This window comes from Solwaraspora sp. WMMA2056 (assembly GCF_030345095.1).
Taxonomy (GTDB): domain Bacteria; phylum Actinomycetota; class Actinomycetes; order Mycobacteriales; family Micromonosporaceae; genus Micromonospora_E.
This window is the reverse complement of the sequence record NZ_CP128360.1, coordinates 1,833,738-1,849,620: the sequence shown is the minus strand read 5'-3', so window position 1 is coordinate 1,849,620 and position 15,883 is coordinate 1,833,738. Positions and strand designations below refer to the sequence as shown.

Genomic DNA, 15,883 nt, shown 5'->3' with positions numbered 1-15,883 from the left:
CGACCAGTGACCGAGCTGTCCGCAAACCCGATGCCCGACGCCCCGCAGACCGACGCCGCGACGCTCGACGCCACCCGGCTCGACACGACGCTCGACGCCTCCGGCAGCAGTCAGGAGCAGGAGGGGCCGGACGCGGCGCTGCGGGCGGACATCCGCCGGCTCGGCACGCTGCTCGGCCAGACGCTGGCCCGGCAGGAGGGTCAGCCGCTGCTCGACCTGGTCGAGGAGATCCGCGCCCAGGTACGCAGCGACGCCGAGGCCGCCGCCAACCGGCTCAGCGCGATGGACGTCACGACGGGTACGAAGCTGGCCCGCGCCTTCTCCACCTACTTCCACCTGGCCAACATCACCGAGCAGGTGCACCGGGCCCGGGACCTGCGCCGCCGGCGGGCCACCGAGGGTGGCTGGCTGGACAAGGCGGCGACGTTGATCTCCGAGCGGGGGGTGTCGGCGGACGAGATCGCCGCCGCCGCCCGCCGGCTGGCGGTCCGCCCGGTGTTCACCGCGCACCCGACCGAGGCGGCCCGGCGGTCGATCCTGTCGAAGCTGCGGGCGGTCGCCGACGAGCTCGACGTGGAGATGACCGAGGCGGTGCTCTACGGCGCCAGCGAGCACACCTCGGCGAGCAGCCGACGGCTGGCGGAGCTGCTCGACCTGCTCTGGCAGACCGACGAGTTGCGGCTGGACCGCCCGGATCCGACCGACGAGGCCCGCAACGCCGTCTACTACCTGCGGGACCTGTACGCCGACGCCGCCCCGCAGGTGCTCGACGACCTCGCCGACACGCTGCGCCGGCTGGGCGTGGAAACGTCACCCACGTCGCGGCCGTTGACCTTCGGCAGTTGGATCGGTGGGGACCGGGACGGTAACCCGTACGTGACGCCGGCGGTGACCCGCGACGTGCTGATGATCCAGCACGAGCACGGGATTCAGGCCACCGACGCGGCGATGGACGCGCTGATCAGCGAGGTGTCGGTGTCCCGGCGGCTACGCGGGGTGTCGTTGGATCTTTCCGCCAGTCTGGCCAAGGACCTCGACGCGTTGCCGGAGGTGGCGCAGCGGTTCCGGCGGACGAACGCGGAGGAGCCGTACCGGCTGAAGGCGCGCTGCGTGAAGGCGAAGCTGGCGAACACCCGGTTGCGGCTCAACCAGGGCACCGCGCACGTGCCGGGGCGCGACTACCAGGGCTCCGACGAGCTGCTGGCCGACCTGGAGCTGATGCGGGCGTCGCTGGCCCGTAACGCCGGGCAGTTGACGGCGGTCGGCAAGCTGGCGTCGGCGATCCGTACGGTGGCCGCGTTCGGCCTGCACCTGGCGACGCTGGACGTGCGCGAGCACGCCGAGGCGCACCACGCGGTGCTGGCGCAGATGTACGCGCGGGTCGGCGAGGTGCCCGACTACAACTCGTTGAGCCGCCCCGAGCGGACGAAGCTGCTGGCCGACGAGCTGACCGGGCGCCGCCCGCTGTCCAGTATCGACACCCCGTTGACCGAGTCGGCGCGTAAGACGTTCACCGTGTTCAGCACGATCCGCGAGGCGCAGCAGCGGTTCGGTCCGGAGGTCGTCGAGTCGTACATCATCTCGATGACGCTGGGCTGCGACGACGTCCTCGCGGCGGCGGTGCTGGCCCGCGAGGCCGGGCTGGTCGACGTGCACACCGGGCAGGCCCGGGTCGGTTTCGTGCCGCTGCTGGAGACCCCGGCGGAACTGGACGCCGGCGGCGACCTGCTCGACGAACTGCTGTCGCTGCCGGCGTACCGGGCGATCGTGCGGGCGCGTGGCGAGGTGCAGGAGGTGATGCTGGGCTACTCCGACTCCAACAAGGAGGCCGGCATCACCACCAGCCAGTGGAAGATTCACAAGGCGCAGCGGGCGTTGCGGGACGTCGCGGCGCGCCACGGCGTACGGCTGCGGCTGTTCCACGGCCGTGGCGGCACGGTCGGTCGCGGCGGCGGGCCGACGCACGAGGCGATCCTGGCCCAGCCGTACGGCACCCTCGACGGCGCGATCAAGGTGACCGAGCAGGGTGAGGTGATCTCCGACAAGTACACGATCCCCGCCCTGGCCCGGGAAAACCTGGAGCTGACCGTGGCGGCGGTGCTGCAGGCGACGCTGCTGCACACCGCGCCGCGCCAGCCGCTTGAGCTGCTGGAGAACTGGGACTCGGCGATGGACGTCGTCTCCGACTCGGCGTTCCGCTGTTACCGGTCGCTGGTCGAGGACCCGGACCTGCCGGCGTACTTCTGGGCGGCGACCCCGACGGAGCTGCTGGGCGCGCTCAACATCGGTTCCCGGCCGGCGAAGCGGCCCAACACCGGTGCCGGGCTGGGTGGGCTGCGGGCGATCCCGTGGGTGTTCGGCTGGACCCAGTCGCGCCAGATCGTGCCCGGCTGGTTCGGCGTCGGGTCCGGGCTGGCAGCCGCCCGCGAGGCGGGCCTGTCGAACGTGCTCGGCGAGATGTACGACCAGTGGCACTTCTTCCGCACGTTCCTGTCGAACGTCGAGATGATGCTGACCAAGACCGATCTGAGCATCGCGCGGCGCTATGTGGAGACGCTGGTGCCGGGTCCGCTGCAGCCGATCTTCGACAAGATCTCCGACGAGTACGAGCGGACGGTACGCGAGGTGCTGGCGATCACCGGGTCGTCGAGTCTGCTGCAGAACAACAACGTGCTGCAGCGCACGCTCGCCGTGCGGGACACCTACCTGGAGCCGCTGCACCACCTGCAGGTGGCGTTGCTGCGGCAGTACCGCGAGTCGGGGGCGGCGACCCGGACGGTGGCGACCGCACCGGGGGCGCGTCGGGCGCCGAGTGACAACACCGCGTTGGAGCGGGCCCTGCTGACCACGGTCAACGGCATCGCCGCCGGGATGCGCAACACCGGCTGAGCCTGCCCGGCCGGCGGCCACAGCTGACGCGCACCGGGCCGGCCGACCAGTGGGGAGACTGGTCGGCCGGCACGGGCACCCCCCGGATGCGCAGCCGCTCGGTACGGCCGGTTCAGCTGGTTCAGCTGGTTTCGCCAGCCACGCTGAACGAGCGGAGCCGGTCGATGGCGAGCAGGGTGAACAGCACCGCGATCACCACGGTCATGATCGCCGAGACGGTGACCGACACCTGACCGTCGAAGAGCGCGGTGGCGGCGATCCGGTCGGCGAAGGTGATCACGTACTGCTGGATGGAGAGCACCCGGGTGCCCGAGACGAAGTTGCCGAGCAGCCCTTCCCAGACCAGGACGTAGACCAGGCCGAGCAGCACCGGCCTACGGGTGACCAGGCTCAACGCCACGAAGAACGCCGAGTACGCCAGCGCACCCAGGGCGCTCGCCGCGGCCAGGGCCAGGCCGAGCCGGACCGATTCGGCGAGCACTCCGGCGACGTAGAGCGGCACCGCCACGGTGAGCGTGGTGACGCCGACCGCGACGGCCAGCTTCGGCAGCACGATCTGCCAGCGCGGCAGCGGCTTGCTGAGCACGTGCACGATGGTGCCGTCGTCGATCTCCGAGCCGAGCACTCCGGTGCCGACGATCAGCGCGACGACGGGTAGCACGACGGCCAAGCCCAGCGCGATCAGCACCGGCTGCGCCCAGTTGCTCGGGGCGACGCCGAGGGACCGGCAGAGCACCGCGAGGGCGATCACCAGCGCCGGTAGCGGCAGCAGGAGCAGGAACCGGCGGCGGCCGAACAGCCCGCGCGCGGTGATCCACATGATGGTCGAGTTCACGGCGGTCAGGCCTCCACGAGGTAGGAGAAGACGCTCTCCAGGGATTCGTCCGACGGCAGCAGGCGGTGCACCCGGATCCCTTCGGTGAGCGCGATCCGGGGCAGGGCACGGGTGAAGCTGCCGTAGTCGCCGGCCCGCACGGTGAGCCCGCCGCCCTTGACCAGGTCGACGCCGGTGACCGAGTCGTGGCGCAGCAGTGCCACCGCCAACGCCCGGTCGTCGCTGGACTGCACGGCGAACACGTGCGGTCGGTTGGTCATCAGCCGGCGGATGGTCCGGAAGTCGCCGGAGGCGGCCAGCCGGCCGGCCACCATCACCTGGACGGTGCCGGAGACCTGCTCGACCTCCTCCAGGATGTGCGAGCTGAACAGAATGGTCCGGCCGGCGTCGCCGAGCGAGTGCAGCAACGTCATCATGTGCATCCGCTGGCGCGGATCCATGCCGTTGAACGGTTCGTCGAGCAGCAGCACCGCCGGGTCGTGCACCAGGGCGGCGGCCACCCGGGTCCGTTGGCGCATGCCCTTGGAGTAGGTGCCGATCCGCCGGTCCTGCGCCGAGGTCATCTCGACCAGTTCGATGGCCCGTCGGGCGGCGGCCGCCGGGTCCGGCAGGCCGTGCAGTCGGGCGCTGGCCAGGACGAACTCGTACGCGGTGAGGAAGCCGTGCACCGCTTCGCGTTCGCTGACCAGCCCGAGTTTGCGGTAGACGCCCGGGTTGCGCCAGGTCGGTTCGCCGTCGACGGTGACGCTGCCCCGGGACGGGGCGAGGAAGCCTGCCATCATGTGCAGCAGGGTGGTCTTGCCGGCGCCGTTGGGGCCGAGCAGGCCGGTGACGCCGGCACCGAGGGTCATGCTGATGTCGTTGACGGCGACGACGTTGCCGTACCAGCGGGACACCCCGGCCAGTTCGACGGCGCTGCCGGTGCCGGCGGCCACCGACCCGGCCGTACCGGCGGCGGCCGCGGTGGGCTGGGTGGGCTGGGTGGGCTGGGTGGCCGGCGTCGCGCCGGTGGTGGAGGTTGGCATGGTCATCGACGGGCCGCCTTCCGGTAGCGGGCGAGCAGGGCGGCGACACAGCCGGCGATCAACACGACGGTGACCAGGCCGTACACCGGGCCGAAGTCGCCGATGCCGATGCCGCCGGGGTCGTCGGGACCGGTGATCAGCGCATCGCGGAACAGCCACAGGCCGGTGCCCTGCACCAGGCTGGACGGGGCGGCCAGGCCGGCGAGCTGGTTTGCGGTGACCGACGGCAGCACCGACAGCACCCCGACGATCGGGGTGGTCATCAGGAAGACGGCGACGACTCCGCCGGCGGCGAAGGCCCGCTTGCCGGTGACCGAGGCGACCGTCAGCCCGATGGCGCTGAACACGGCGGCCCACAGCAGCGCGTACGCCAGGCCGGGTGCCAGGTCGGTGACTTCGTTCCACACCCCGGACCAGCCGGTGTCGGTGGTGAAGGCGCCGCCGAGGAACATCACCAGCTGCGGTACGCCGAGCAGCATGAACACGGCGGTGGCCAGTGCGGCGAACTTGGCCAGCGGGTAGTCGGCGATGCGTAGCGGTCGGGAGAAGTACAGCGGCAGTACGCCGCTGCCCAGGTCGCGGGAGACCAGCTCCGGGGCGACCACCGCGACGAAGAAGATCACCAGCCAGCTCATCGCGTCGGCGAACTGGGCGTAGTGCAGGATCACCTGGCCCAGTTGGGCGCGGATGGCGACCAGACCGGCGGCGACCGCCACCACGATGGCGACGATGAACCAGGGAAAGATCTTGGCCTTGGCGCTACGGCCCAACCCGAAGGCGGTACGCAGGCTGTGCGCGTACAACGCGCCGACGACGTGCCGGCGGCCGAGCCGGGTGCCGGCGTACCGCTGGTAGCCGATGTCATGGATGACGCCGGCCGGGGTCTGGGACCTGGCCGGGGCCGCGCTGGTGGCAGCGGTGAGCTGATCAGACGTTGGCACGGGTGTCCTCCGTGGTGGCGAAGAGTTCGGCGACCCGGTGCCGGCGCTGGTCGAGCCGGTGCAGCGGCAGGTCGAGGTCGACGACCGCGGTGAGGATCCGGTCGTACACGTCTGTGCCGCCGTCGGTGGGCACCGGCACCAGCAGCAGCTGCCCTTCCCGGGTGACCAGCAGGTCGGCGGCGGCCAGCCGGGCGGCGAGCGCGTCGGCGCCCTCGCTGACCTCGATGGCGAGCACGTCGCTGGTGGTGGTCATGTCGGAGAGCTGAGCGGAGCGCAGCAGCCGACCACCGTCGATGGCGATCAGCGAGTCGCAGATCCGCTCCACCTCGCCGAGCAGGTGCGAGCAGACCACCACCGAGATGCCGAACTCGGAGCCGATGCGGTGAATGAGGGCCAGCATGGCGTCCCGGCCGGCCGGGTCGAGGCCGTTGGTCGGCTCGTCCAGCAGCAGCAGGTCCGGGTCGTGCACCAGCGCCTGGGCCAGCTTGACCCGTTGTTTCATGCCGGTGGAGTAGCCGCCGATCTGGCGGTACCGCTCCTCGTAGAGCCCGACGTGGCGCAGTGCCTCGGAGGCCCGTTCCCGGGCGGCGGCGCGCGGCAACCCGCTGATCCGCCCCAGGTGGGTGACGAATTCGGCGGCGCTGAGGTCCGGTGGCAGGCAGTCGTTCTCCGGCATGTAGCCGACCCGGGCACGGACCGCGTCGGTGTCGGTGGTCGGGTCGAGCCCGAGGACGCGGGCCTGACCGCTGGTCGGCGCGAGCAGGCCGAGGAGGATCTTGATGAGGGTCGACTTGCCGGCGCCGTTGGCGCCGACCAGGCCGACGATGCCGGGCTGCACGTCGACGGTAAGGTCGGCCAGGGCCGTCACCCGCCCGCCGTACGTCTTGGTCAGCGCTTCGGTCGCGATGAGAGTCACCCGGTCAGCGTAGAAAGACCTGGCACCTGGTGGGATGGGGTTTCCCCCTCAATGTTCCCTGAGGTGCACCCCACGCTCCGCCACTAGGGGTGGTCCGCCGCCGCGCCGTCAGAGGTTGCCCGCGCCGATCGGTGCCGAACCTTGTTCCGGTTCGACCCGGATCGGACGTCGACATCCTGCGATGGCGAGAGAACTCGCCGTGCCAGTCTCGACCCACGGCCGGCAGGCTGCGAAACTGTGAGCCGATCCATTGGGGGTGTGATGACCGACGGCTGGGTGCTGCCTGACGACGTGCTGCGGGACGCGCCGGCGTACACGCCGCGGCCGTTCGAGCTGGCCGATCTTGAGCTGATCCTGTCCGGTGCCTACGCCCCGTTGACCGGCTTCCACACCCGTGCCGACCTGACCTCGCTGCGCAGCCGCGGCCGGCTGGCCGACGGCACGGTCTGGCCGGTGCCGGTCACCCTGGAGGTGCCGGCCAGCCTCGTCGCCGGTCTCGACCTGACCAACCCGCTGCAACGGGTGCTGGTGCTGGCCGATACCGAGGGTGCTCCGGTGGCGGCGCTGGACGTCGTCGACGCCTGGCCGAGCCGGGACGGCTACTCGGCCGTCGGCGGCCGGGTCCGTCGGCTCGGTGACGGCGTCCACGGGCCGTTCCAGCGGCTGCGCCGCAACCCCGAGGAGGTACGCGCGCTGCTGCCGCCGGGGCGGGTGCTCGGGGTCATCGCCGACCGTCCGTTGCACCGCCCTCAGTTGGCGCAGATCGCACACGCCGCCCGTACCCTGGCCGCGCACCTGCTGATCCTGATTCCGGTAGCCGACGGCGGGATCAGCGGGCTGACCCCCGAGGTGCTGGTCCGGTCGGTCTTCGCCGCCCGCGACCGGATGCCGCCGGCGACGCTGGTCGCGGTGCAGCTGACCCGGCGCGGCGACGAGATCCGTGACGCACTGCTGCGGGCCCGGGTGGCCGCCGCGTACGGCGTCACCCATCTACTCTCCACCGGCGAGATGCTCTCCGGCGGCGGCCCCCGGGTGCTGGTGCCCCGGGAGCTGGCCTACGACAACCGGGACGGGCAGTGGCGCTGGCGCGACGACATCCCGCCGCGCAACCGACGCCTGGCGTTGAGCCAGGAGGAGATCGACGACCTGCTCGACCGGGGCTTCCCGCTGCCGGAGTGGCACACCCCACCGGCGGTGGCGCGGGAGTTGGCCCGGGCCCGGCCGCCCCGGCGCCACCGTGGGCTGGTGGTGTTCTTCACCGGGCTGTCCGGCTCCGGTAAGTCGACCATCGCCCGAGGGGTCGCCGACGCGCTGCGCGAGTCCGGAGACCGCACCGTCACCCTGCTCGACGGCGACGTGGTACGCCGGGAACTGTCGGCCGGGCTGACCTTCTCCAAGGCCGACCGGGACCGTAACGTGCGCCGGATCGCCTGGGTCGCCGCCGAGGTGGGCCGTCACCACGGGGTGTCGATCTGCTGCCCGATCGCCCCGTACGCGCAGGCCCGGGCGGCTGCCCGGCAGATGGCGGCGGAGGCCGGGGCCGGCTTCCTGCTGGTCTGGGTGGCGACGCCGCTGGAGATCTGCGAGGCCCGCGACCGCAAAGGCCTGTACGCCAAGGCCCGCGCCGGCCAGTTGACCGGGATGACCGGCGTCGACGACCCGTACGAGGAGCCGACCGACGCCGATCTGGTGCTCGACACCAGCGAAATGAGCATCGAGGCAGGCGTGCAGGCGGTGCTGCACCATCTGACCGAGACCGGCTGGGTGGAACCCCGACTGCAGCCGGCCTGACCGCACCGCCCCTACGCCCGGCACCGCCCAGACTTCCCGGGCCCGCCCACCGGTTGTCCAGATGACGGGAAGTAGCCCGCCCGGCCGGTCCCCGGCGACCCACGTCGGCGTTGACCTCCACGTAGGTGTTCAGCCGCACCGCGTGGAAGGGAAGGCCGATGCCGATACGCAGCCGGATCCCCGCGCCGTTGGCCCGGATCGTGCCGGCCCGGCCCTGGTCGTACGGTCGGTGGACCGCACCCGCCCGAGTGTTGCCGACGTTTCTGATCTGCGGCGGCCACCGGTGTGGCACCGCCGGGTTGCACCGGCTGCTCGCCGCCCACCCGCTGGTGCTGCGGGCGGCCCGCCGCGACGGGGTCAGCTTCTTCGACGTCTCCTACGAGCGCGGCATCGACTGGTACCGGGGACACTTCCCCCGGCAGCGCACCGCCCGGCGGCTGCAACGGCGGCACGGCGGGCCGACGGGCACCTTCGAGAACAGCCCGTACTACCTCTACCACCCGTACGCGGCGGTGCGGATCGCCCGGGACCTGCCTGACGTGCGGCTGCTCGTGCTGGTTCGCAACCCGGTCGACCGGGCCTGGTCGCATTTCCGGCTGGAGCGGGCGGCCGGGCACGAACCGGAGCCGTCGTTCGCCCGCGCGCTGGCGCTGGAGTCGGCGCGGCTACGGGGCCAGGAGGAGCGGCTCGGTGTGGAGGCCGGCTACCGCAGCTTCGCCCACCAGCACCACGCCTACCGCCAGCGTGGCGAGTACGCCGCGTACCTCGGCCGGCTGGCCGGGCAGGTCGGCCGGGACCGGATCCACGTGGTGGAGGCGGAGCGGCTGTGGGCGGCACCGGCGCGGGTCTACGCCGAGGTGCTGGATTTTCTGGGGTTGCCGCCGCTCGGCGTACCGCAGACGGCCCCTGGTGGGCCGCCGGCCGTCGGCGAGGGCGCCGTGGTCGAGCCGCTGGCCGGCCGGATCCGGCGGGAACTGGGTGACCACTTCGCCCCGCACGACGCCCGGCTCGCCGACTGGCTCGGTCGCCCGCCGGTGTGGCGTACCGCCGATGCCCCGCGCCGGATGCCGCCGCACCCGGACGCCACCACCTGGTGAGACAGGCGGCCAGCGGCACGGTCGCCGGTGGGGCGGCCTCTTCCACTCGGCCGCACTGCGCGATAGTGTTCGGATCTGTTTGATTAGGTTCGAGCACGTGGGAGGCGTCGTGCGGCGGCTGACCTTGGCGATCGACAGGCCCGGCGTCGACGGGCCCGGCGTCGACGGCCGCCGGCAGCGGGCCGGTACCCGCTGATGCTCGCCCCGCAGCGGCAGTCGGCGATCCTGGACCGGGTCCGCGCCACCGGCGGGGTACGGGTCAGCGACCTGTCCGCCGAGTTCGGCGTCTCCGACATGACGATCCGCCGTGACCTGGACATCCTCGCCGAACGCGGCCTGCTGGCCAAGGTGCACGGCGGGGCGACGCTGGTCGACCCCGGTGCCGCCGACGAACCCGGTTTCGCGGCGAAGTCGGCCCGTCAGCAGGCGGAGAAGGCGGCGATCGCGGCCCGCGCCGCCGCCCTGGTCACCCCGGGCAGCGCGGTGGCGTTGTCCGCCGGCACCACCACCGTCGAGCTGGCCCGCCGGCTGGTCGACGTCGCCGGGCTGACCGTGGTGACCAACTCGATCCCGGTCGCCGACGTGTTCTACCGCGACGGCCGCACCGACCGCACCGTCATCCTCACCGGCGGCGTGCGGACCCCGTCGGACGCGCTGGTCGGACCGGTCGCCGTCGCCGCGCTGCGCCACCTGCACGTCGACCTGCTCTTCCTCGGGGTGCACGGAATGAGCGAGCGGACCGGGTACACCACGCCGAACCTGCTGGAGTCCGAGACCAACCGGGCGATGATCTCGGCGGCCGCCCGGCTGGTCGTGCTCGCCGACCACACCAAGTGGGACACCGTCGGCATCTGCTCGATCGCCCCGCTGGCCGCGGCCCAGTCGCTGGTCTGCGACGCCGGGCTGACCGCCGCCGCCCGCGACGCCCTCACCGGGCACGACGTCGAGCTGCTGATCGCCGACCCACACCGATAGGAACCCCGATGAAGCGCAGTACCGTACGACTCGCCGACGGGCGGGAGCTGATCTACTTCGACGAGCGCGACGACGCCGTCCGCGACTCCCCCGACCTGCGCGAGCTGCCCCCACCGCCACCCGCCTCCGAGCTACGCTACGACCCGCTCACCGACGAGTGGGTGGCGATCGCGGCGCACCGGCAGACCCGCACGTTCCTCCCGCCGACCGACCAGTGCCCGCTGTGCCCGTCGCGGCCCGGCCGGTCCAGCGAGATCCCGGCCGACGACTACGACGTGGTGGTCTTCGAGAACCGCTTCCCGTCGCTGAGTGACCGGATCGGCACTCCCGCTCCCGCTCACGCTGACGCCGCGTCGGCCGACGACCAGCCCGGCATCACCCCGTTCACCCCGACCCGGCCCGGACTCGGCCGCTGCGAGGTGGTCTGCTTCACCGCCCGGCACGACACCTCGTTCGCCGCCCTGCCACCGGCCCGGGTACGCACCGTCGTCGACGCGCTGGCCGACCGTACCGCCGAACTGTCCACGCTTGAGGGCGTGGAGCAGGTGTTCTGCTTCGAGAACCGGGGGGTGGAGATCGGGGTGACCCTGCACCACCCGCACGGGCAGATCTACGCGTACCCGTTCGTGACGCCGCGGACCCGGGCGCTGCTGGCCGCCGCCCGCCGGCACGCCGACGCCACCGGCGGGCGGAACCTGTACGCCGACGTGCTGGCCGCCGAGCGGGCCAGCGGCGAGCGGGTGGTGGCGACGAACGAGCTGTGGACCGCGTACGTGCCGGCGGCGGCCCGCTGGCCGTACGAGGTGCACCTGGCGCCGCACCGGCAGGTGCCGGACCTCGCCGCGCTGAGCGACGCCGAGCGGGACGCCTTCGGCCCGCTCTACCTGGACGTGCTGAGCCGGTTCGACCGCCTCTTCGACACCCCGCAGGGCACCGGGTACATCGCCGCCTGGCACCAGGCGCCGGTACGGGTGGAGCGGGAACTGGGCTACCTGCATCTGCAGGTGTTCACGGTGCGGCGGGCGGCGGACAAGTTGAAGTACCTGGCCGGGTCCGAGTCGGCGATGGGGGTGTTCATCAACGACATCCGCCCCGAGCAGGCCGCCGCCCGACTGCGCGAGGTCGCCGACTGACCGCCCCACCCCACCCACCCCACTACCTCGACGATCTTGGACTTATCGCGAGCTTTTGTCTTATTTGTCCGTCGATAAGTGCAAGATCGTCGGGATCATGGGTGGTGCAGGAGGGTGGTGCACGTGGTTGCGGGGGGCCCGGGACAGGGCCCCCCGCAGGGAAGGGACGGCAGGCTGCTGGTTCACAGCCGAGGACCGACCGCTGACGTCATGATGCTCAGGGCGACCGCCAGCGCCCGACCCCCTTTGGACGCGACTGGCACCACGTCCATCCTGCTCAACGATTCGCTGTCGGCACCGGTGACGGTGCCGACGGCGCTCAGGCGCTCAGGCGCTTTGCCAGGTTGCTGTCGAGAGCCGCCATGAACTCGTCGGTGGTCAGCCACGGGGCGTTGCGGTCGATCAGCAGCGCCAGGTCCTTGGTCATCTGGCCGCCCTCGACGGTGTCGATGCAGACCTGCTCCAGGGTGTTGGCGAACTCGGTCACCGCCGGAGTGCCGTCCAGCTTGCCCCGGTGCGCCAGGCCCCGGGTCCAGGCGAAGATCGACGCGATCGGGTTGGTCGAGGTCTTCTCGCCCTTCTGCCACTGCCGGTAGTGCCGGGTGACAGTGCCGTGCGCCGCCTCGGCCTCGACCGTACGGCCGTCCGGGGTCATCAGCACCGAGGTCATCAGACCGAGCGAGCCGAAGCCCTGAGCGACGGTGTCCGACTGCACGTCACCGTCGTAGTTCTTACAGGCCCAGACGAAGCCGCCCTCCCACTTGAGCGCGGCGGCCACCATGTCGTCGATCAGCCGGTGCTCGTAGGTGATGCCGGCGGTGGCGAACTCGGCGGCGAACTCGGCCTCGTACACCTCGGCGAAGATGTCCTTGAACCGGCCGTCGTAGGCCTTGAGGATGGTGTTCTTCGTCGACAGGTAGACCGGGTAGCCGCGGTCCAGGCCGTAACGCAGCGAGGCGCGGGCGAAGTCGCGGATCGACTCGTCGAAGTTGTACATGCCCATCGCGACGCCGCCGCCGGGGAAGTTGGCGACCTCCATCTCGACCGGGGCGCTACCGTCGGCCGGGGTGTAGGTGATGGTCACCGTGCCCGGGCCGGGCACCACGAAGTCGGAGGCCTTGTACTGGTCGCCGTGGGCGTGCCGACCGATGATGATCGGCTTGGTCCAGCCCGGCACCAGCCGGGGCACGTTCGACATGATGATCGGCTCACGGAACACGACACCGCCGAGGATGTTCCGGATCGTGCCGTTCGGCGACCGCCACATCTTCTTCAGGCCGAACTCCTCGACCCGGGCCTCGTCCGGGGTGATGGTGGCGCACTTCACGCCGACGCCGTGCTGCTTGATGGCGTTCGCGGCGTCGACCGTCACCTGGTCGTCGGTCTCGTCGCGGTACTGGATCGACAGGTCGTAGTAGTGCAGGTCGACGTCGAGGTAGGGCAGGATCAGCTGCTCCCGGATCTGCTTCCAGATGATCCGGGTCATCTCGTCGCCGTCGAGCTCGACGACCGGGTTCGTTACCTTGATCTTCGCCATCGACCGGCGCTCCTCTCGGAAACTCGTGTTAGCAGTACGAGCGTACTGGATTGCCGGTCGGCGCGTGCAGCCGGTGACCGAAGCAGTGACGGACGACGACGGGGCGGGTACGGCGCACGACGCCGTACCCGCCCCGGTCTTCGCTGGCGATCTGCCCGCCGCCTACAGGTTCGCGACGTCCGCCTGCTTGGCGCGGACCGCCTCGGCGGCCTCGGCCAACGCGGCCAGCTCGGTCTCGGTCAGGTCGGTGGTGACCACCCGGCGCACGCCCTCGGCACCCAGCTCGGCCTCGACGCCCAGATAGACGCCGTCGATGCCGTACTCGCCGGTGACCCAGGCACAGACCGGCATCACCGCGCCGGAGTCCTCCGCCACGGCCTTGGCCATGCGGGCCGCCGCCGCCGACGGCGCGTAGTACGCCGAACCGGTCTTGAGCAGGGCCACCACCTCGGCGCCACCGTTGCGGGTCCGGACCACCAGCTCCTCGATCTTCTCCGCCGGCAGCAGCTCGGTCAGCGGCTTGCCGTTGACCGTGCACCGCGACGGCACCGGCACCATCGTGTCGCCGTGCGAGCCGAGAGTCAGCGTACGCACGGTCGCCACCGGTACGGCGAGCGTCTCCGCGACGAAGTGCGAGAAGCGGGCGGTGTCCAGCATGCCGGCCTGCCCGAGCACCCGGTTGCGTGGAAAGCCGGTGGCGATCTGCGCCAGGGCGGTCATCTCGTCCAGCGGGTTGGACACCACGATGACCACCGCGTCCGGGGCGTACCGGGCGACGTTCTCCGCCACCCCACGGACGATCTTCGCGTTGACCTCGAGCAGGTCCATCCGGCTCATCCCCGGCTTGCGGGGCAGCCCGGCGGTGATGATGACGACGTCGGAGCCGGCGATCGCCTCGTAGCCGGACCCGTCGACCCCGGTGGTCGCACCGACGACCTTGGTCTCGAAGCCCTCGATCGGCCGCGACTGGTTGATGTCGAGGGCCAGGCCCTCGGGCTTGCCCTCGATGATGTCGGTCAGCACGACGGTGTCGAAGACGTCGTACTCGGCCAGGCGCTGCGCGGTCGTCGAGCCGTAGAAGCCGGCCCCGACGACGGTGACCTTCTTGCCCATTGTCGTCTCACTCCCTGCTACCGGGCGAATTTGTCGGGACCGTATCAGCCAGGTAACGGCTCGGCGGCCCAGGGGCGCGCCCGGAGACCCACCTCACGCGCCAAGCACGGTCCCGCCCTCACGCGTCACCCGTCACGCGGCGGCCAGGCCCCGCTCGGCGAGCTCGACGACGTTGGTCAGCAGCATCGCCCGGGTCATCGGGCCGATCCCGCCGGGCACCGGCGCGAGAGCCCCGGCGACCTCGGCGACGTCCGGTGCCACGTCACCGGTGTACTGGCCCTTGCCGTTCTCCCCGATCACCCGGGTGATGCCCACGTCGACCACGGTCGCCCCGGGGCTGATCATCTCGGCGGTGACCAGGCCGGGCACCCCGGCCGCAGCGATCACGATGTCGGCCCGGCGGGTGTGGTCGCCCAGGTCCAGGGTGCCGGTGTGGCACAGCGTCACCGTGGCGTTCTCGCTGCGCCGGGTCAGCAGCAGGCCCAGCGGTCGGCCGACCGTCGTACCGCGCCCGATCACCACGACCTCGGCGCCCCGGATCCGGATCCCGTGGCGACGCAGCAGCTCGACGATGCCGCGCGGCGTACAGGCCAGCGGCGCGTCGAAGCCGAGCACCAGCCGGCCCAGGTTGACCGGGTGCAGTCCGTCGGCGTCCTTGTCCGGGTCGACCCGTTCCAGCACCCGCTGGGTGTCGATCTGCGCCGGCATCGGCAACTGGACGATGTAACCGTGGCAGGTCGGGTCGGCGTTCAACTCGGCGACGACCGCCTCGACCTGCTCCTGGCTGGCGTCGGCGGGCAGGTCGCGGCGCAACGAGGCGATGCCCACCTCGGCGCAGTCGCGGTGCTTGCCGTTGACGTACGCGTGGGAGCCGGGGTCGTCACCGACCAGCACCGTACCGAGCCCGGGCACCACGCCCTGCTCGGCCAGGGCCTTGACCCGGGCGCGCAGATTGTCCTTGATCGCGGCGGCAGCCGCCTTACCGTCCAGAATTGTCGCCGTCACGTCACCGATCGTCTCACGGGCGTACGTCGGCACCGTAGGCCGCCGCCACCTGCACCGCCTGGCCCAGGTCGATCCGGGCATCGGTGAGATCGAGACCGCGCAGCTCGACCCCGGCCAGGTCCGCGCCGCGCAGGTCGGCACCGCGCAACGTCGCGGTGGCCAACCGGGCGTAGCCGAGGTCCGCCCCGGTCAGGTCCACCCGGCTCAGGTTCGCCCCGGTCAGATCGGCCTCCCGCAGCCGCAGGCCGGACAGCTTCGTCCCGGTCAGATCCGCCCCGCGCAGCAGCACGAAGCCCCAGTCGCCGCCGTCGACGTGCAGCGGTCGCAGCGTGCAGTCCAGGAACTGGGTCCCGGTCAGCTTGCAGTCGGTGAAGGTCGCGTCGAAAAACGACGACCGCCGTACGACGCAGTGCAGCAACGCGCAGTGGGTGAACGTGGCCGCGTTCGCCCGTACGTTGGCCAGCACACAGTTGGTGAAGACGCAGCCGGCCAACGTCGCCTCGGTCAGGTCGACGTCGAGAAACTCGCAGCGGTCGAAGTGGACGCGGTCGAACTCGTCGAGCGCCCAGTCGGCGCCGACGATCCGTTGCTCGACCCGCTGCTGCGTCGACACGACGGCGACCGGC

At 71.7% G+C, this 15,883-nt stretch carries 13 protein-coding genes; 5 read left to right on the top strand and 8 right to left on the bottom strand.

Annotation, left to right across the window (positions count from 1 at the left end):
- Nucleotides 1-6: 6 nt before the first annotated feature.
- Nucleotides 7-2,889 carry a phosphoenolpyruvate carboxylase gene (gene ppc, locus O7608_RS08550; RefSeq protein WP_289209426.1) on the top strand — a complete coding sequence of 961 codons (2,883 nt, stop codon included), beginning with the start codon at nt 7-9 and terminating at the stop codon, nt 2,887-2,889.
- Nucleotides 2,890-3,010: 121 nt separating this feature from the next.
- On the opposite strand, the gene O7608_RS08545 is transcribed toward ppc, so the two are convergent.
- From O7608_RS08545 to O7608_RS08530, 4 genes are read right to left on the bottom strand one after another with little or no spacing between them, the layout of a single operon-like run.
- Complete coding sequence (locus tag O7608_RS08545) at nt 3,011-3,709, bottom strand: ABC transporter permease subunit (protein ID WP_289210832.1); 699 nt, start codon at nt 3,707-3,709, stop codon at nt 3,011-3,013.
- Nucleotides 3,710-3,729: 20 nt separating this feature from the next.
- Nucleotides 3,730-4,755, bottom strand: a complete 1,026-nt coding sequence (locus O7608_RS08540) for an ABC transporter ATP-binding protein (RefSeq protein ID WP_289209425.1) — start codon at nt 4,753-4,755, stop codon at nt 3,730-3,732.
- Nucleotides 4,752-5,618, bottom strand: a complete 867-nt coding sequence (locus O7608_RS08535; protein WP_289210831.1) for an ABC transporter permease — start codon at nt 5,616-5,618, stop codon at nt 4,752-4,754. The genes O7608_RS08540 and O7608_RS08535 overlap by 4 nt, the downstream gene beginning before the upstream one ends.
- A gap of 58 nt (nt 5,619-5,676) precedes the next feature.
- On the bottom strand, nt 5,677-6,606 hold the full coding sequence (locus O7608_RS08530; RefSeq protein WP_289209424.1) for an ABC transporter ATP-binding protein: 930 nt from the start codon (nt 6,604-6,606) through the stop codon (nt 5,677-5,679).
- Nucleotides 6,607-6,867: 261 nt separating this feature from the next.
- Here O7608_RS08530 and cysC point away from each other — a divergent pair, with 261 nt between their 5' ends.
- From cysC to galT, 4 genes are all read left to right on the top strand, one after another.
- A complete protein-coding gene (cysC, locus tag O7608_RS08525; protein ID WP_289210830.1) occupies nt 6,868-8,397 on the top strand; it encodes an adenylyl-sulfate kinase in 1,530 nt (509 codons plus the stop codon).
- 158 nt (nt 8,398-8,555) lie between these two features.
- Nucleotides 8,556-9,494, top strand: a complete 939-nt coding sequence (locus O7608_RS08520; protein ID WP_289209423.1) for a sulfotransferase domain-containing protein — start codon at nt 8,556-8,558, stop codon at nt 9,492-9,494.
- 195 nt (nt 9,495-9,689) lie between these two features.
- A complete protein-coding gene (locus O7608_RS08515; protein WP_289209422.1) occupies nt 9,690-10,469 on the top strand; it encodes a DeoR/GlpR family DNA-binding transcription regulator in 780 nt (259 codons plus the stop codon).
- Nucleotides 10,470-10,477: 8 nt separating this feature from the next.
- On the top strand, nt 10,478-11,602 hold the full coding sequence (galT, locus tag O7608_RS08510; RefSeq protein WP_289209421.1) for a galactose-1-phosphate uridylyltransferase: 1,125 nt from the start codon (nt 10,478-10,480) through the stop codon (nt 11,600-11,602).
- A gap of 319 nt (nt 11,603-11,921) precedes the next feature.
- On the opposite strand, the gene O7608_RS08505 is transcribed toward galT, so the two are convergent.
- From O7608_RS08505 to O7608_RS08490, 4 genes are all read right to left on the bottom strand, one after another.
- Complete coding sequence (locus O7608_RS08505) at nt 11,922-13,139, bottom strand: NADP-dependent isocitrate dehydrogenase (RefSeq protein WP_289209420.1); 1,218 nt, start codon at nt 13,137-13,139, stop codon at nt 11,922-11,924.
- Nucleotides 13,140-13,301: 162 nt separating this feature from the next.
- On the bottom strand, nt 13,302-14,252 hold the full coding sequence (mdh, locus tag O7608_RS08500; protein WP_289209419.1) for a malate dehydrogenase: 951 nt from the start codon (nt 14,250-14,252) through the stop codon (nt 13,302-13,304).
- Between the two features lie 132 nt (nt 14,253-14,384).
- Nucleotides 14,385-15,257, bottom strand: coding sequence for a bifunctional methylenetetrahydrofolate dehydrogenase/methenyltetrahydrofolate cyclohydrolase (locus tag O7608_RS08495; RefSeq protein WP_289209418.1), 873 nt, complete (start codon nt 15,255-15,257; stop codon nt 14,385-14,387).
- A 13-nt stretch (nt 15,258-15,270) separates the two neighbouring features.
- The gene (locus O7608_RS08490; protein WP_289209417.1) at nt 15,271-15,870 is read right to left on the bottom strand and encodes a pentapeptide repeat-containing protein; all 600 of its coding nucleotides are present in this window, start codon (nt 15,868-15,870) and stop codon (nt 15,271-15,273) included.
- Between the last annotated feature and the right edge of the window lie 13 nt (nt 15,871-15,883).